A 16,296-nucleotide genomic window follows, 5' to 3' on the forward strand; every position below is an offset into this window, starting at 1 on the left:
GCCCCCCGCACCGGGATAGGACTGGGGGCGGAAGCCTAGTCCCGGTGCCGCCCTTGGCCGCGATGGTCGCGGATTTCCGAGCGAGAAACGGTGCCGTCGTCGTCGCGGTCGAACCGGCTGAACAGACGGTCGAGGGGCCGGTCGAACTCGGCGGCCGTGATCCGGCCGTCGCCGTCGGCGTCCAGATCTTGGAAGCGGTCCACCATGCGCTCGCGCGCTGTCGCCAGCCAGACCTCCTCGAATTCCGCGAGGTCGAGTGCGCTGTCGCCGTTGGTGTCGCCCTCGCCGAATCGCCTGTTGCGGTACTCGGTCAGTTCGGCGCGGGTGATCTGGCCGTCGCCGTTCAGGTCGACCCGCTCGAACATCTGCATCATCTGGCCGCCCCGCCCACCATGGTCGCCACGATCCGCCAAGGCGCTGCCCATGGCCGTGAATGCCAGGCCGGCCGCTAGCAGGGACCCGAGTAGAATCTTTGTTTGAAGTTGCATCTTGCGGTCCTTCTCTTTCTTGAGCCTTTCGCCGACTTCCTCCTTGGTCTTGAAAGCCGTCGTCGCATTGAACCCGCGATGGCTTGAACCTAGGCATCGGCTGTCGCAGAGATCTGTCGGGCGGGGCGGGAAAGAGTCGCAAGGCGTGGCAGGGCGCGCGCTTGCGACAAAGCGTTACAAATTCACCGCGCGACACGGGCGCGCCGGCGTCAGAATGGCGCCATGGACGAGAGCCCGCATATCCTGGTCGTCGACGATCACCGCGAGATCCGCGATGCCCTGGGCAAGTACCTGACAAGACAAGGCTACCGCGTCACCGTTGCGGAGTCGGCCGTGGCTGCCCGGCGCGTCCTGGCGGCGGCTGCCATCGACCTGGCGGTGATCGACATCATGATGCCGGGCGAGGACGGCCTCAGTCTGACTCGCGACCTGCGGTCCAAGGGCGACCTCCCGGTTATTCTGCTAACGGCGGTGGCGGAGGAGACGGACCGTATCGTCGGGCTGGAGCTGGGCGCCGACGACTACGTCACCAAGCCGTTCAATCCCCGCGAGTTGCTGGCCCGAATCAAGGCCGTGCTGCGCCGTGCTCAGAGCCTACCGCCGCAACGTCCCGCCGCCGGCGGCGAGTCCGGCCAGGGCGGAGGCGAGCGGCTGCGTTTCGCCCAGTGGGTTCTGGACTTCGACCGGCGCGAGCTGCTGCGCGGCGACGGTACGGTGGTTCCGCTCTCGACCGGCGAGTTCCTGCTGCTGGCTGTCTTCCTGCGCCATCCGCGGCGGGTGCTCAGCCGCGATCAGTTGCTCGACCTGACACGTGGGCGTGCCGCTCAGCCATTCGACCGGGCTGTCGACAATCAGATCAGCCGTCTGCGGCGCAAGATCGAAGCCGATCCGAAACGTCCCGAACTGATCGTCACGCATTGGGGCGGCGGCTACGCCTTTGCCGCCGACGTCGTACCTGCGGACCAGGCTCCCGCAGAGAGGACGCCGTCATGAGGGGCAGCGGTGCAGGCGCCGGCCGCTGGCGTCTCAAGCTCTGGCCGGAGAGCTTGGCGGGGCAACTGATCGCGCTGCTCCTGATCGCGCTCGTGGGGAGTCAGTTCCTCGCCGGCCTGCTGTTCTTCGGCGAACGGCGGGATGCCCTGCTGGCGGTTCAGCGCGATCACACCTTGGCGCGCACCGCTTCCGTTGTGCGTCTGCTGGCCGCGACGCCGCCCGATCAGGCGGAGCAAGTGCTGGCGGCCTCCTCGTCGCGCTTGCTGCACTTTCACCTGTCGCCGGGACCGTTGCCGGAGGCCGAAGGACATCAGGGGCGGATCGAGCGGCGATTGGCAACCGATCTGGTGCGTTATCTGGAGGGAACCGGTGCGGGCAGACCGCGTGTCGGTCTGGCCCGGCTGGACGGGCCGGGTCATCGCGCCCGCTTCGGTCTGACCCTAGCCGTGCCCTTGGGGCCGGAGCCGGGCACGGCCTGGTTGGCGGCGCGCACGATCGGGCCGTTGCGGCCGGCGGGTTGGGCCTGGCCGGCGGTTGCCGCGCTGACGGCCTCGGCTGCAACCGTCAGCCTGATCGTCGTTGTGATGGTACGCCGGGTGACGCGCCCCTTGCGCCGGCTCGCCGATGCCGCCGAGGCTTTCGGACGGGGGGAAGCGGGCGCTCCGTTGGAGGTGGAGGGACCGGCCGAGGCCCGCCGCACCGTCGCCGCCTTCAACGAGATGCGCGCCCGCATCCGCCGGTTCGTCGACGATCGTTTGCGGCTGTTGGCGGCCGTTAGTCACGACCTCCGCACGCCGGTCACCGCCTTGCGCCTGCGCGCGGAACTGATCGAGGACTCCGAGACGCGCGACAAGATGCTGGAGACTCTGGAGGAGCTGCAGCGGATGGTCGAAGCCACCCTCACCTTCGCGCGGGAGGAGTCGACCCGCGAGCCGACCCGCCGGGTCGATCTGGCGGCTCTGGTCGAGGCTCTGGTCGCCGACTTCGCCGAGCTGGGTCGCCCGGTGTCCTATCGCGGTCCGGAGAGCCTGACCGCCGATCTCCGTCCCGATGCCTTGCGCCGGGCGCTGCGCAACCTGATCGACAACGCTCTGATCTACGGCGAGACAGCCGAGGTCACTTTGGTTCGCACGCAGGAGGGGACGGCGATCCACGTCGACGACAGTGGACCCGGTATCCCGCCGGAACAGCGCGAGCGGGTCTTTGAACCCTTTCAGCGGCTGGAGAGCTCGCGCAGTCGGGAGACCGGCGGTATCGGTTTGGGCCTGGCCATCGTCCGATCCGTCGTCCGGGGCCACGGCGGCGACCTGACGCTGCACAGCGCCTCCGGCGGCGGCCTTCGGGCGACTCTGAGCCTGCCCGAGATGGTGGGCTAAAGCAGAGCAGTGACGCGCCGGCGCAGTTCCGGCAGCACTTCTGCCTCGAACCAGGGATTGCGTTTCAGCCAGGCCGTGTTGCGCCAGCTCGGATGTGGGAGGGGCAGGAGGTCGGGGCCGTAGTCGCGCCAGGACCGCACCGTGTCCGTAAGGTTCGCCTTGCGGGCGGGTCCCAGGTAGTGGGCCTGGGCATAGAGCCCGATCAGCAGGGTCAGTTTGAGTTTCGGCAGCAGCGGGCGGACGCGCGGATGCCAGGTCGGCGCGCAGATCTTCTTCGGCGGCTTGTCGGCACCGCGCGCGTCCTGACCCGGGTAGCAGAGGCCCATCGGCAGGATAGCCAGACGACTTGGATCATAGAAGGTCGCACGGTCGATCCCCAGCCAGGTCCGCAGCCGGTCGCCGGAAGGGTCGTTGAAGGGGATGCCGCTGGCATGGACGCGCGTGCCCGGTGCCTGTCCCACCAGCATCAGACGGGCGGTACCGCTGGCTTGCAGGACGGGGCGCGGGCCGAGCGGCAGATCGGCCGCGCAGAGCCGGCAGGCGCGCGCTTCGGCGAGCGCTGTCGCCAGGGTTGCCTCGGGCGTGCTCACTCCGCGAGACCGGTGTCCTTACCGGTTTCTGCCAGAACCTCCTCGACCCAGGCCGGCACCAGTTCGCTGGCCGGGCCATAGCGTTTTTCAGCGAAGAGCGTGGCGCCCTCGCTCGGCTCCAGGTTCAGTTCCAGGGTATGGGCACCCGCCTCCCGCGCCTCCGCCACGAAGCCGGCGGCCGGATAGACGTTGCCCGAGGTGCCGATCGATACGAAGAGGTCGCAGTCGGCCAGAGCCGCATAGATGCGCTCCATCTCCAGCGGCATTTCGCCGAACCAGACCACGTGGGGACGCAGCTGTCCCGTCGCGCCGCAGACCGAACAGCGGCTGTCCCGATCGATATCGGCTCTCCAGAGACTGTCGGCGCCGCAAGCCAGGCAGCGGGCGCGCAGGAGTTCGCCGTGCATGTGCAGAACGGGATCGGCACCGCCACGTTCGTGCAGGTCGTCGATGTTCTGCGTAACCAGCAGCAGATCGTCGCCCAACGCCCGCGACAGCCGACCCAGTGCGGCGTGTGCCGGGTTCGGTTCGACTTCGGAGTCCTGCAGTTGCCGGCGCCGTGCGTTATAGAAGGCCTGCACCTTGGCGGGATCGCTGCGGAATCCCTCGGGTGTCGCCACCTCCTCCAGGCTGACCCGCGACCAGATGCCGTCCGCGTCGCGGAAGGTGTCGAGACCGCTTTCCTTGGAGATGCCGGCGCCGGTCAGCACCACGATTCGCCGGTTCGAAGAGGTGAGAGATGGAGACGTCATAGGGGCAGGGTGTCCCGCCGGGCGACCGCTTGTCCACTGCTGGGTTGTCCCTTCCAGGGGCTCCGCGATATGACCGATGGCGTTCCGCAGCCAAGGGGAAAGACGTGACCGATCCGCGCGACAAGGTTGGACGGCAGGGCCAGCCCCAAACCCAGCCCCAAAGTCTTCTGTTCGTGTGCAGCGGCAACATCTGCCGCTCGCCCAGTGCCGAGGGCGTGATGCGCAAGCTGCTGGACGAGGCCGGCCTCAGCCAAGTGCAGACCGGCTCCGTCGGCACCGGCGGCTGGCATGTCGGCGACCCGCCCGACAAGCGGGCGCGCGATGCCGCCGCCCGGCGCGGCTACGATCTCTCCCGCCTGCGCGCGGAGCAACTGGCTGACGGGCACTTTCAGCAGTTCGACCGACTCTTCGCCATGGATCTGGGCCATCTGCGCCACATGCGGGCGCGGGTGCCGGCGCCGCTCCAGGACCGGGTGCGGCTCTACCTGCATCCGCTCGATCCGGAGGTGGCGGCGGGTCGCGAGGTGCCCGATCCCTACTACGGCGATCTCTCCGATTTCGAAGAGGCGCTGGACATCGTCGAAGCCGGTGCGCGCGAGATCCTGGCGGCTTTGCAAGCTGGCCGCCTGTGAGTCGCCTGCGGTGACTCTGACCGAGGCCGTCGAGCAGGCACTGGGCGTGCGCCCCATCTCGTCGCAGTCTCTCGGCGGCGGCTGCATCGCCGAGGTCGCGGCGCTCGATCTGCCGGACGGCCAGCGGTTGGTCGCCAAGCGCGGGGCGCCCGGTCAGCCGGGGCTGGAGCTCGAAGCTTGGATGCTCGCCAAGCTGCGCGACCATGGCCTGCCCGTTCCGGAGGTGATTCACGCCGAAGACGCGCTGCTGGTCATGACGCGGCTGGACGACGGCGGTCACCTGGACGCCGTCTCCGAAGCGCGTGCGGCGGAGGTTCTCGCGGCGCTCCATGCCCAGACGGCCGAGGCTTTCGGTCTGGAGCGCGATACGGTGATCGGCAGCCTACCGCAGCCGAACCCTTGGACCGAAGGCTGGATTCCCTTCTTCGCGGAGCAGCGTCTGCTCTACATGGCCGGACTGGCGCATAAGCGCGGACGACTGCCCAAAGAAGACCTTGCGCAGGTCGAGACGCTTGCTGGGCGGCTGGATCGTTACCTTGAGGAGCCGCGACAGCCGGCCCTGCTGCACGGCGACCTCTGGGGCGGCAACCTTCTGGTCGCCCGGGACGGGACCGTCGGCTTCATCGATCCGGCGATCTACTACGGCCACCCGGAGATCGAGCTGGCCTTCACCACCCTCTTCGGCACCTTCGGCGAGACTTTCTTCCGCCGCTACGCCGAGCTGAGACCGTTCGAGCCGGACTTCTTCGAAGTCCGGCTCGACCTCTACAACCTCTATCCCCTGCTAGTCCACGTAGCGCTTTTTGGCAGTGGTTACCTCGGCAGTGTCCGGAGCGTCTTGAAGCGCTTCCGTTAGTGCGCCTCGTCCCAACTCTCGCCAACACCCACATCCGCGACCAGTGGGACAGAGAGTTCCAGCGCGGGGACGCAGGCCCCCTCCATGACCTTCTTGACCAGGGCCGCCGTCTCCTCGACCTGCGCTTCGGGGACCTCGAACAGCAGTTCGTCGTGGACCTGCAGCAGCATGCGGGTATCAAGCTTCGCCGCCTCGATGGCCGGCGGGATACGGATCATGGCGCGCTTGATGATGTCGGCGGCGGTGCCCTGGATCGGAGCGTTGATCGCGGCCCGTTCGCCGAAGCTGCGGCGGGCCGGATTCTTGTCGCGGATCGTTGGCAGATGGATGCGGCGCCCGAAAAGGGTGCGGACCCAGCCGCGCTCCTTCGCCTCCGTCTTTGTCCGCTCCATGTAGTCCTGGATCTCGGGATAGCGCGCGAAGTAGGCGCCGATGTAGTCGCGGGCCTCGCCCTGGGCGATCCCGAGGTTCTGGGCGAGGCCGAAGGCCGAGATGCCGTAGATGATGCCGAAGTTGATGGCCTTGGCGCGCCGCCTCGTGGCGGAATCCATCTCCTCCAGGGGCACGCCGAAGACCTGGCTGGCGGTCATGGCGTGAATATCGTGCCCGGCGGCGAAGGCCTCGCGCAGGGCATCGACTCCAGCGATATGCGCGGTCAGGCGCAGCTCAATCTGCGAGTAGTCGACGGACAGCAGCTTGTGACCCCGCTCGGCGACGAAGGCGCGGCGGATCTTGCGCCCCTCTTCCGTGCGGATCGGAATATTCTGGAGGTTCGGGTCGGTCGAGGAGAGACGGCCGGTCGAGGCGACCGCCTGGCCGAAGGAGGTGTGGACGCGACCGGTCTCCGGATTGATCTGGGTCTGTAGCGCGTCGGTGTAGGTGGACTTGAGCTTGGCAACCTGACGCCAGTCGAGCACGCGGGCCGGCAGGTCGTGACCCTGGGCGGCCAGCTGCTCCAGGATGTCGGCGCCGGTCGCGTAGGCGCCGGTCTTGCCCTTCTTGCCGCCCGGAAGACTAAGCTCGTCGAACAGGATCTCGCCGAGCTGCTTGGGGCTGCCGATGTTGAAGGGGCGGCCCGCAAGGCCATGGATCTCCGTCTCCAACTCGGCCATACGGGTCGCGAAGTCGTTCGACAGGCGCTTGAGCTGGCCGGTATCGACCTTGATGCCGGCCTCCTCCATGGCGACCAGCACCGGGACCAACGGGCGCTCGAGAGTCTCGTAGACGGTGGCCAGCTTTTCCGTGACGAGCTGCGGTCTGAACAGGGCGTGCAGCCGGTAGGTGACGTCGGCGTCCTCGGCGGCGTAGTCGGTGGCCCGCTCCAGCGGCACGCGGTCGAAGGTGATCTGCGACTTGCCACTGCCGCAGACCTCCTTGAAAGGGATCGGGGTGTGGTCAAGGTGCAGTTTCGACAGCTCGTCCATGCCGTGGCCGTGCAGCCCGCCCTCCAGCACGTAGGACAGCAGCATGGTGTCGTCGAGCGGCGTCACCTCCAGGCCGTGACGGTGCAGAACCTCCAGGTCGTACTTCAGGTTCTGGCCGATCTTCAGCACAGTGGGGTCGGCCAGCAGCGGTCGCAGAAGGTCGATCGCCTCTTTCAGCGGGATCTGCTCGGGTGCTTCGCCGCCGTCGAAATCGAGGGAGTCACCGTCGCCGCCGTCGCTTTCGTTCTTGTGGGCCAGTGGGATGTAGCAGGCCTCGCCCGGTGCGACCGCAAGCGAAACGCCGACTAGCCTGGCACGCAGGGAGTCGAGCGAGTCGGTCTCCGTATCGACGGCGACCCGCCCGGCCTCGGTGGCGCGCCGGACCCAGTCTTGCAGGGCAGCTATAGTCTGCACCGTTGCATAGCCGGAACCCGGACTGGAGGCGCTGCTGCCCTGATCCGCTTCAGCTGGGCTTTGGGTGCCGGCCGTTCCTCTGACTTCCTTCGCATCTGGGACGACCCCCTCGCCGCCGTTAGGCACCAGCTTGTCGGCAAGTCGGTTGAGAATGCTGCGGAACTCGTAGCGCTCCAGGAAGGCGCGCAAGGGCTCGGGGTCAGGCTCGCTCAGGCCGAAGGTGCCGAGATCGGCCTCGACCGGGACCTGCTGTTCCAGGGTGACCAGCTGTTTGGAGACGCGTGCCAGGTCGGCGTTCTCGATCAGCTTCTCGCGGCGTTTCGGCTGCTTGATCTCCTCGGCGCGCTCCAGCAGCGCCTCCAGGCTGCCGTACTGCTCGACCAGCTGGGCCGCCGTCTTGATCCCGATGCCGGGGACACCCGGCACGTTGTCGGTCGAATCGCCGGCCAGCGCCTGCACGTCGATCACCTTCTCGGGCGGCACACCGAATTTCTCGATCACCTCTTCCCGCCCGATTGCCCTGTCCTTCATGGGGTCGAGCATGTCGATCCGCTCGCCGACGAGCTGCATCAGGTCCTTGTCGGAGGAGACGACGGTCACCCGCAGGCCCTGCTCGGCCGCCAGCCGTGCGTAGGTGGCGATCAGATCGTCGGCCTCGTAGCCCTGCTGTTCCAGACAGGGCAGGCCGAAGGCACGGGTCGCCTCACGGATCGCGGCGAATTGAGGGACCAGTTCCTCGGGCGGTTCGTCCCGGTTCGCCTTGTAGTCGGGATAGATCTCGTTACGGAAGGACTCGCCGGAATGATCGAAGATGACCGCCAGGCCGTCCGCGTCGGTGTCGCGCAACAGCTTGATTAGCATGTTGGTGAAGCCGAACACGGCGTTCGTGTGCACACCGTGGCTGGTCATGCGCGGGGGGATCGCGAAAAAGGCCCGGAAGATGTAGCCGGAACCATCGACGAGATAGAGATGCTTGTAGGGCGCGGTGCTGTCGCCGGTCTTCGCAGGTGTTTCGGTCATGGCCGGCAAGATGCCGCGCGCCCGTCGCGCTGTCGAGGCGCTTCGGCTAATATGCCGTCTGCGAAAGGGGACTGTTGCGATGACCGCTATCGACCGCCCGGACTATCCCGATGCGGACTACGCTTGCCCCGTGCTGCCGTCGCTGAACCTCGACGAGACGGAGGCTTGGTACGTGAAGCTCGGGTTCGCGAGATTGGGGCGATGGGAGGGGTATCTGATGCTCGGGCGAGGTCCTCTGGAGTTGCATTTTTGGGAGTGTCAGGACCGCGCGATCTGCGAGGCGTCCGGTGCCTATCTGCAGGTTCGTGACGTCGATGCCTACGATACCGCGTGGCGGCCTCATGTGTCCGCTCCGGCTCGCGTCGGGCCACTGGAAAACAAACCTTGGGGGATGCGGGAGTTCCCCTTGTGGGATGCCCACGGCAACCTCTTTCGCGTCGGCTCACCAATCCAGTCCGGATAAGGCGGCACCGCGCTCCAAGAGCGGCCGAGAGCGCTGCTTGGTGACGTCCCACTTTTATTGTTCGTCTACGGTTATTCGTCTGCTACTGCTCGGCAGAGCTGTGCGAAGGCTTCGCGGCAGCGGTCGTCGCGGATTCGGGTGAAGTTGCGGGCCACATCCAGGCTCAGTCTCTGGCGGCCGTTTGGGGTGGGTGCGTCCGGCTTCTCCGCGCCTTCGAAGAAGTAGTTCGCGTCGACACCCAGAACGTTGGAAAGCGCATAGAGACGCGCCGCGGAGATGCGGTTGATTCCCCGTTCGTATTTGTGTGCCTGCTGATAGGTGACACCAATCAACTCGGCCAGCTGCTGCTGAGTCAGGCCGAGGAGCGTTCGGCGTTCGCGAATGCGGCGGCCGACGTGTTGTTCAATCTCTCGGTCGCTGATCTCGTCTCGATCCACGCGCTCTAACCAATAGTTTTAGATCAAAGCGTTTCACACCTCATAGGATATATTCTGTATTTTCCTCGATGTCAGAATCAATGGAAAAGAGGTTGGCTTTTTGTATAAAAGTCGACAGTGATCGCAGGCTAATAAAATACTTCAAAATCCACTGCAAATGGAGTCTTGTTTGATTCTGGAAAACCTTGGATAGTTTTCTCGACAATATTTACCTTGATTGATTCAATTATGAATCAGTTCAGCTGTGTGAGGCCGCAGAACTGCACAGTTTGAGGCTTGAATTTTAGAATTCTAAATGTGAAATCGAAAAATCAGCGGTCGGTCGCTGTAAATTTCCGGCTCGGCGCCCTGCAGCCGATAAGCAAGGCAGGCGCGAGCGGCAGGACCTGTCCCGAACGCTTGGTCCGTTGTGCGGGCGCGGTGTCCATCAGCCTTCCCGAAGCCACCGGCTTCATCGCGCGCCAAGGTTAACAGCAACGCGGCCGACTGATCCCGTGGCCGCGCCTCAACGGCGCCGGAGATCGGTTCGACAGCGCGCGCACCCGACGTGCCGGAGGCCGGAGTATTCTGAGCAGAGTTTCCCTTTGCCGCATTCGATACCGAATCGACTGCAGGAATTCTGATTGCGGTCGAGCGCAATGCCGGAACACCGGCCATCAGTTTAGCTCCATCCTTGGCCTAATGAAGTCATCCGCACACAACTGGCCTGCCGCGCCGAGGATGATTAACATACCCCTTATAGTTAGGGTAAAAAAACTATGAACAAGATAAATCATAAAATCAAAGATAAATTTTATCTTCCAATCAGCCGATTAACCAAGATTATTAGTACAATATTGGATCGTATAAGGTTGCATAACATGATAAGATGCTCGAAGAAGTGGCGCGAACCCTTGAGAGGCCTGCTCTCTTAAATGGTGCGTCAATATAGCCAGAGGTAGTCATTTCACGCTTTCTTAAATGCTGACGCGGCATCCTGAAAATTGGGCCAGTCACGTGACGCTCGACCAAAGGGCAACGATCGAGCGGGGCGAGGAAAGCGATTGAGGTAGGAGGGCGGACCTTGCGGCGGGCAGCCAAGGTCGTTGAAGGTTTATCGGATCTCGAACGCTGGCGTTCTGCTGTCGAAGCGGCCGGCGATGTTGTCTACGAATGGGATCTGGTTGCCGATCGCATTGTCTGGGGCGGCAAGGCAGCGGCCTTGTTCGCGGTCGAAGAATCGCATCTGCCGGCCGGAGGCGAGGCCTATCACGACCGAATCAATCCAGAGGACCTTCCGCGGCGCCTGCGCGCACTGACCGATCATCTCAGCGCCGACGAGCCGTTCGACTGCGAGTATCGGGTCCGCGACGACAGCGGCGATTTCCAGTGGGTTCATGACCGGGGGGCTGTGGAGCGTGGTCCCAACGGTACGCCCGTGCGCTTGATCGGGACCCTACGCGGCGTGACGCAGCGCAAGCAGCACGAAAGTCGTCTCGAGTATCTCGCCAACTTCGATGATCTTACGGGTCACTACAACAAACTGCGTCTGCGCGAGGCGCTGGATCATGCCTTGGCCAATGCCCTGCGCTTCCAGCGGACGGGGGCTTTCGTCGTGGTCGGCGTCGACGCTCTCTATAAGATCAACACGGCCTACGGCTATGAGGTCGGCGACAAGGTGCTGGTCGAGGTCGGCCGGCGGCTGGACCGCTGTCTTCGCGCCGCCGACGTGGTCGGCCGGCTGGGCGGTGATCGTTTCGGCGTGGTCCTGGCGTCCTGTCCGGCGGGTGAAGCCCAGGCGGCAGCTGAGCGCATCCTGCAGGCCGTGCGTCAAGGTCCCTTCGAGACTCAGTCTGGCCCGGTTCATATCGCTGTATCCGCCGGAGTGGTCGTCTTCCCCCAGCACTCGAAGACAGCCGTCGATGTGATGACGAAGGGCGAGGGGGCCCTTTTGGCGGCCAAGACCGCAGGTCGAGACTGTGTGTCTGTCTACTGCCTCTCGGAAGCTCAGCGCGACGACTTCCGCGCGTCCATGACAATCGGCGAGGAGGTCAAGCAGGCTCTGCGCGACGACCGGCTGTTGCTTGCCTTCCAGCCGGTGGTAGAGGCCAAAAGTCATCGCGTCAGCTGGTACGAATGTCTGTTGCGCATGCGCGACCCCTCCGGCGAGTTGGTGCCGGCCGGTAAGTTCATTCCGATCGTCGAGCAGCTGGGCCTGATGCGATCAATCGATCGCCATGTTCTGGATCTTGCCGTCGCGGACCTGGTGGCCCATCCGGACGTCACGCTTGCGATCAATATCTCAGGCCTGACAGCGGCCGACCGGTCTTGGTTGCGGGCGCTGGTCGGACATCTGCGCGGTCGACCGGATGTCGCGCGGCGACTGATCGTCGAGATCACGGAAACAGCTGCACTGCACGATATCGAAGACTCGGCCCGCTTCGTGGCCACGGTGCGTGACCTTGGCTGTAAGGTGGCGATCGACGACTTCGGTGCGGGCTATACCACCTTCCGCCACTTGAAGGCGCTGACGGTCGACATCGTCAAGATCGACGGCTCCTTCATCCGGCATATCCGAGAGTCGGCTGAGAACCAGCTGTTCGTCCGCAATCTTCTGTCGCTGGCGCGTGCCTTCAATCTATCGACCGTCGCGGAGTGCGTCGAAGACGGCGACGCGGCGAGCTACCTGTCCGAAGAAGGACTCGACTTCCTGCAAGGTTGGCATTTCGGCAAACCGGTGCTGTCCCCCGACTGGCATAGCAGCGGTTTGACCGGAGGTGACAACTGGGGAGAGCCTGACGGATCGGCTTTGCGATACATGCAGGCCGCGACCTGAACGCCCTGCCGCGGCACTGATAGCTTCTCTGGCCGCTATGGGGGCTTCTTAGACCTGACTACTTCTGCCCTTTCCCGCCGGAAAGGTGCTCGAGTTGCTGCTGCAGTTTGTCCACTTGCTGCTTGAGCGACTCAAGCTCTTCGACCTCGCCGTCCCCGGCCTCGCCAACGCCTTCGGCGGCTCCGTTCGGAAAGGGTGAGAACATCTTCATCGTGCGCTGGAACAGCGCGATGTTCTGGCGGCGGGCTTCCTCTATCTTCTCCATGTTGTCGCTCATGGCGCCGAGCGAGAACATTCCGCCCATGGACTTCTGCATGGCTTGGGCGACCTGCTCCTGATTCGCGGCGAAGGCCTGCATCATCTGATCGAGATAGGTCGGCACCATGTACTGCATGCCGGCCCCGTAAAACGAGATGAGCTGCCGCAGGAAGGAAATCGGCAGCAGGTTCTCCCCCTTCGATTCTTCTTCGACGATGATCTGGGTCAGGACGGGGCGGGTGATGTCCTCCCCCGTTTTTGCGTCGAAGACTTCGAAGTCCACATTCTCTTTCACCATCTGGCAAAGGTGATCGAGGGTCACGTAGCTGCTGGTCGCCGTGTTGTAGAGACGCCGGTTGGCGTATTTCTTAATCGTAATCGGCTTGCCGCTCCCGCCACGGGCAGGCGAAGAGACTCGGCCCGCAGCCTCTCCGGCCTTCGTACTTTTGCTGTCGGTCACGTCGAGCTTGTCCTTGCTGTTGCGCTGTCGGCTCTGCCCGGTCGTTCGCTTCCTCTGCGGCCGCAGCTTTGTCGAAACCCAAATCTCGACCGCGTGGCGAGTGTGCTGCGCTGCGACAAGACCTGTCAATCTCTACGGCGATTGCCGGCTGGCCGCTGTCCCCGCCTGTCCCCTATCGTGTCTCCTACGCCGGCCACCCTGCGCTTGACCGGATTCCGGGCCCTCTTGATAGTGTGCCGGCATGAGCGAGGATAAGGCAGACCTTGAGGCTCTGGCGCGGCGGACGCTGGATCTGATGCAGGATCAGATCTCCGCGCTTGCCGCCGATCGCCAGTCGGCCGAACAGATGCAGCGGTGGCTGCAGACGGTTCTGCAGATCAGCGGCCCGATGGCCGCGACGCAGCTTATGGTCGGCACCATGAGCGCGAACGCGCTGGCCGGCTGGGCTGGCTTGTGGCAGCAAGGCCTTGCCGGGGCGGCCGCGGCGGAAGGAACGGAGCGGAGCGATGCAGGCAAGCCAAGGCCGAGCGACTCCCCGCCGTCTGGGGCCGCGCCCCTTACCGCTGCATCTGGCGATGGCGGGGCTCGCCTGGAGCAGCTGGAGGCTCGGCTCGCTGAACTCGAAGCCGCCTTGGCTCGTGCCGGCCACGACCAACCGCCCGGATCTGGCGGAGCGAGCCGAGGCTCTGCAGCGGGACGGCGCAAGCGTAAAGCCTGAAGCCTTCGCGGCCGCTCTGCAACGGGAGGCCGTGCGGCGCGGACATTTGCTGCTTGACGGCATTGAGGCCTATCGGCGGCACCGCTACACGCGCGTTCTTGAGGATCCCCCGGTTCTCTGGCAGGCCGGCACGACGCGGCTGCTCGACTATGGCGCCTGTGCCGAGGCGACGGCGCCTGACGGTCCGCCCATTCTGGTCGTCCCTTCCCTGATCAACCGCGCTTACATCCTCGATCTGTCTCCCCGCATTTCGTTGTTGCGCTGGCTGGCAGCTCAGGGTTTCCGGCCGCTGCTGGTCGATTGGGACGCGCCGGGTCCGCTCGAACGCGCTTTTTCTCTGACCGACTACGTCGCGGGTCGACTGGAGCAGGCGCTGGATGCCGCCTTGGCGGCAAGCGGGCGCAAGCCTTTGCTTGCTGGCTATTGCATGGGCGGCACTCTAACGGCCGCTCTCGCTCAACGGCGACAACGCGATCTCGCGGGCCTCGTCCTGCTGGCCGCGCCTTGGGACTTCCACAACGACCAGCCGCAAGCCGCGCCTCTCGGCCTCGGCAGTCTGCTGTCCTTCGGTCCGGCGCTCGACGTTCTGGGCGAGCTGCCGGTCGATGCCATCCAGATGCTTTTCGCCGCGGTCGATCCCTTCAGTGGCGTGCGGAAGTTCCTGAGCTTCGCCAAGGTGGATCACGCCAGTGGCAAGGCCGAAGCCTTCGTCGCTCTGGAGGATTGGCTGAACGACGGTGTGCCACTGGCCGCACCAGTTGCGCGCGACTGCCTGGGCGGCTGGTACGGTGCGAACACGCCGGCGAAGGGCGCCTGGCGGATCGCCGGCCAACCCGTTCGACCGGAAGACCTCCGTTTGCCGAGCCTCTGTCTGATCCCTGCACAGGACCGCATCGTGCCGCCGACATCGGCTCGGTCACTGGGCCGTGCCGTTCGCGACTGCGAGCTTCGCGAACCTGCCGTCGGTCATATCGGAATGGTCACCAGCGGCCGCGCCCGCGACCTGGTCTGGGAGCCCTTGGCTGCCTGGATGCGAGAGCGGGCAACCGAGACCGCCTGAGCGCCGGGGCGAAAGCCTGTCCCGACTCGCCATCGGTTGCGCCGAAGGCTTCGCTCTTCTTAAATGCAGACTGTCGGCTTTTGCGGTGCAGCACCGCAGTCCAAGAAAAGACAACGACAGGCAGATGCAAGGGGCCGCGTCATCCGGCGTGCGCCGAACCTCACGGATCGGAGGATCTTCCATGAGCGACATCGTCATTGCGGGTGCGGCCCGCACACCGGTCGGCGCCTTCGGCGGCGCGCTTTCGAGCGTACTCGCGTCCTATCTGGGTGCGGTCGCGATCAAGGAAGCGCTGCAGCGCGCCAAGGTCGAGCCGGGCGAAGTGGATGAGGCCATCGTCGGCCAGATCCTCACTGCCGGTGCCGGCCAGAATCCGGCACGCCAGGCCGCCATGGATGCGGGGCTGCCGCAGGAGAAGACGGCATACAACATCAATCAGCTTTGCGGATCCGGTCTGCGCGCGGTCGCCCTGGGCTATCAGGCGCTGCTTGCCGGAGACAGCGAGATCGTCGTCGCCGGCGGCCAGGAGTCCATGAGCCAGGCGCCGCACTGCGCGCACCTGCGCAACGGCCAGAAGATGGGCGACATGAAGTTCGTCGACACCATGATCAAGGACGGCCTGTGGGATGCCTTCAACGGCTATCACATGGGCAACACGGCGGAGAACGTGGCGCGCAAGTGGCAGCTGACCCGAGACGAACAGGACAGCTTTGCGGCCAAGAGTCAGCAGAAGGCCGAGGCCGCGCAGAAGGCCGAGCGGTTCCGGGAAGAGATCGTCCCCGTCACCATCAAGACCCGCAAGGGCGAGGTCACGGTCGAGAGCGACGAGTACCCCAAGCATGGAACGACGACGGAAACGCTGGCCAAGCTGCGTCCCGCCTTCGACAAGGAAGGCACGGTGACGGCCGGCAATGCCAGCGGTATCAACGACGGTGCCGCCATGGCTGTGCTGATGAGCGAGGCCGAAGCCGCCAAGCGCAGCGTGACACCGCTTGCGCGGATCGTCAGCTGGGCCACCTGCGGTGTCGACCCTGCGATCATGGGCACCGGTCCGATCCCGGCAAGCCGGAAGGCGTTGGAAAAGGCCGGTTGGTCGACCGACGACCTGGACCTGGTCGAAGCCAACGAGGCCTTTGCCGCCCAGGCGCTGGCGGTCAATAAGGACCTTGGCTGGGATCCCGAGAAGGTCAACGTCAATGGCGGTGCCATCGCCCTCGGCCATCCGATCGGCGCTTCGGGCGCGCGCGTCCTGGTGACGCTGCTGCATGAGATGCAGAAGCGCGACGCCAAGAAGGGACTCGCGACTCTCTGCATCGGTGGCGGCATGGGCATTGCCATGTGCGTCGAGCGCTAGAGCGCGATCGTATTTGATGGAAGCGACTTCGCTTCCATCAAATACGTGAATCGCACTCTAGACTTATGATTAGAGTAGGATTCACGCCTTAGACGGGATCGCCAGAGCGATTCCATCTAAAGCGATCCTGCTCTAGACGCAGTTCTTTCGTTCGAGTGAGGAGCGGGCCGCTTTCGGGCGGCCCTC

At 64.9% G+C, this 16,296-nt stretch carries 16 protein-coding genes; 9 read left to right on the top strand and 7 right to left on the bottom strand.

Going from position 1 to position 16,296, the window contains the following annotated elements:
- Positions 1–35: 35 nt before the first annotated feature.
- The gene (locus tag ACO054_RS18385) at positions 36–488 is read right to left on the bottom strand and encodes an EF-hand domain-containing protein (RefSeq protein WP_421708037.1); all 453 of its coding nucleotides are present in this window, start codon (positions 486–488) and stop codon (positions 36–38) included.
- 222 nt (positions 489–710) lie between these two features.
- On the opposite strand from ACO054_RS18385, the gene ACO054_RS18390 reads away from it, so the two are divergent.
- Positions 711–1,481 (top strand): response regulator, encoded by a 771-nt coding sequence (locus ACO054_RS18390; protein ID WP_421708038.1) that lies wholly within the window; start codon positions 711–713, stop codon positions 1,479–1,481.
- Positions 1,478–2,857, top strand: coding sequence for a sensor histidine kinase (locus tag ACO054_RS18395; protein ID WP_421708039.1), 1,380 nt, complete (start codon positions 1,478–1,480; stop codon positions 2,855–2,857). Before ACO054_RS18390 ends, ACO054_RS18395 begins: the two co-directional genes overlap by 4 nt.
- On the opposite strand, the gene ACO054_RS18400 is transcribed toward ACO054_RS18395, so the two are convergent.
- Positions 2,854–3,447, bottom strand: a complete 594-nt coding sequence (locus ACO054_RS18400) for a uracil-DNA glycosylase family protein (RefSeq protein WP_421708040.1) — start codon at positions 3,445–3,447, stop codon at positions 2,854–2,856. The genes ACO054_RS18395 and ACO054_RS18400 overlap by 4 nt on opposite strands.
- Positions 3,444–4,199, bottom strand: a complete 756-nt coding sequence (gene cobB / locus ACO054_RS18405) for a Sir2 family NAD+-dependent deacetylase (protein WP_421708041.1) — start codon at positions 4,197–4,199, stop codon at positions 3,444–3,446. The genes ACO054_RS18400 and cobB overlap by 4 nt, the downstream gene beginning before the upstream one ends.
- 104 nt (positions 4,200–4,303) lie before the next feature.
- Between cobB and ACO054_RS18410 the strand changes: the two genes are divergently transcribed.
- Positions 4,304–4,831 carry a low molecular weight protein-tyrosine-phosphatase gene (locus ACO054_RS18410; protein ID WP_421708042.1) on the top strand — a complete coding sequence of 176 codons (528 nt, stop codon included), beginning with the start codon at positions 4,304–4,306 and terminating at the stop codon, positions 4,829–4,831.
- Between the two features lie 10 nt (positions 4,832–4,841).
- Positions 4,842–5,687: a fructosamine kinase family protein gene (locus ACO054_RS18415; protein ID WP_421708043.1), complete on the top strand. Its 846-nt coding sequence runs from the start codon at positions 4,842–4,844 to the stop codon at positions 5,685–5,687.
- Here ACO054_RS18415 and polA read toward each other — a convergent pair.
- Positions 5,684–8,545: a DNA polymerase I gene (gene polA / locus ACO054_RS18420; RefSeq protein WP_421708044.1), complete on the bottom strand. Its 2,862-nt coding sequence runs from the start codon at positions 8,543–8,545 to the stop codon at positions 5,684–5,686. The two genes, ACO054_RS18415 and polA, sit on opposite strands and share 4 nt — an antisense overlap.
- 79 nt (positions 8,546–8,624) lie before the next feature.
- Here polA and ACO054_RS18425 point away from each other — a divergent pair, with 79 nt between their 5' ends.
- Complete coding sequence (locus tag ACO054_RS18425; protein ID WP_421708045.1) at positions 8,625–9,008, top strand: bleomycin resistance protein; 384 nt, start codon at positions 8,625–8,627, stop codon at positions 9,006–9,008.
- A 71-nt stretch (positions 9,009–9,079) separates the two neighbouring features.
- Here ACO054_RS18425 and ACO054_RS18430 read toward each other — a convergent pair whose 3' ends face one another.
- On the bottom strand, positions 9,080–9,445 hold the full coding sequence (locus ACO054_RS18430; protein ID WP_421708046.1) for a helix-turn-helix domain-containing protein: 366 nt from the start codon (positions 9,443–9,445) through the stop codon (positions 9,080–9,082).
- 291 nt (positions 9,446–9,736) lie between these two features.
- The gene (locus ACO054_RS18435) at positions 9,737–10,102 is read right to left on the bottom strand and encodes a hypothetical protein (protein WP_421708047.1); all 366 of its coding nucleotides are present in this window, start codon (positions 10,100–10,102) and stop codon (positions 9,737–9,739) included.
- Between the two features lie 406 nt (positions 10,103–10,508).
- Here ACO054_RS18435 and ACO054_RS18440 point away from each other — a divergent pair, with 406 nt between their 5' ends.
- Positions 10,509–12,260, top strand: a complete 1,752-nt coding sequence (locus ACO054_RS18440) for a putative bifunctional diguanylate cyclase/phosphodiesterase (protein ID WP_421708048.1) — start codon at positions 10,509–10,511, stop codon at positions 12,258–12,260.
- A gap of 58 nt (positions 12,261–12,318) precedes the next feature.
- On the opposite strand, the gene phaR is transcribed toward ACO054_RS18440, so the two are convergent.
- Positions 12,319–12,978: a polyhydroxyalkanoate synthesis repressor PhaR gene (gene phaR / locus ACO054_RS18445; RefSeq protein WP_421708049.1), complete on the bottom strand. Its 660-nt coding sequence runs from the start codon at positions 12,976–12,978 to the stop codon at positions 12,319–12,321.
- A gap of 241 nt (positions 12,979–13,219) precedes the next feature.
- Between phaR and ACO054_RS18450 the strand changes: the two genes are divergently transcribed.
- The 3 genes from ACO054_RS18450 (at position 13,220) to ACO054_RS18460 (ending at position 16,110) form a co-directional block, all read left to right on the top strand.
- On the top strand, positions 13,220–13,696 hold the full coding sequence (locus tag ACO054_RS18450; RefSeq protein ID WP_421708050.1) for a hypothetical protein: 477 nt from the start codon (positions 13,220–13,222) through the stop codon (positions 13,694–13,696).
- Complete coding sequence (locus tag ACO054_RS18455; protein ID WP_421708051.1) at positions 13,617–14,756, top strand: alpha/beta fold hydrolase; 1,140 nt, start codon at positions 13,617–13,619, stop codon at positions 14,754–14,756. Before ACO054_RS18450 ends, ACO054_RS18455 begins: the two co-directional genes overlap by 80 nt.
- Before the next feature lie 181 nt (positions 14,757–14,937).
- Complete coding sequence (locus ACO054_RS18460; protein ID WP_421708052.1) at positions 14,938–16,110, top strand: acetyl-CoA C-acetyltransferase; 1,173 nt, start codon at positions 14,938–14,940, stop codon at positions 16,108–16,110.
- The last annotated feature ends 186 nt before the right edge of the window (positions 16,111–16,296 follow it).

This window comes from Algihabitans sp. (assembly GCF_965226985.1).
In the GTDB taxonomy this organism is placed as follows: domain Bacteria; phylum Pseudomonadota; class Alphaproteobacteria; order Kiloniellales; family DSM-21159; genus Algihabitans.

Coding starts and splice junctions, on each gene's coding strand:
- ACO054_RS18385 (WP_421708037.1), bottom strand. CDS start 488: ATGCAACTTCAAACAAAGATTCTACTCGGGTCCCTGCTAGCGGCCGGC.
- ACO054_RS18460 (WP_421708052.1), top strand. CDS start 14,938: ATGAGCGACATCGTCATTGCGGGTGCGGCCCGCACACCGGTCGGCGCC.
- ACO054_RS18395 (WP_421708039.1), top strand. CDS start 1,478: ATGAGGGGCAGCGGTGCAGGCGCCGGCCGCTGGCGTCTCAAGCTCTGG.
- polA (WP_421708044.1), bottom strand. CDS start 8,545: ATGACCGAAACACCTGCGAAGACCGGCGACAGCACCGCGCCCTACAAG.
- ACO054_RS18425 (WP_421708045.1), top strand. CDS start 8,625: ATGACCGCTATCGACCGCCCGGACTATCCCGATGCGGACTACGCTTGC.
- cobB (WP_421708041.1), bottom strand. CDS start 4,199: ATGACGTCTCCATCTCTCACCTCTTCGAACCGGCGAATCGTGGTGCTG.
- ACO054_RS18435 (WP_421708047.1), bottom strand. CDS start 10,102: ATGGCCGGTGTTCCGGCATTGCGCTCGACCGCAATCAGAATTCCTGCA.
- ACO054_RS18450 (WP_421708050.1), top strand. CDS start 13,220: ATGAGCGAGGATAAGGCAGACCTTGAGGCTCTGGCGCGGCGGACGCTG.
- ACO054_RS18390 (WP_421708038.1), top strand. CDS start 711: ATGGACGAGAGCCCGCATATCCTGGTCGTCGACGATCACCGCGAGATC.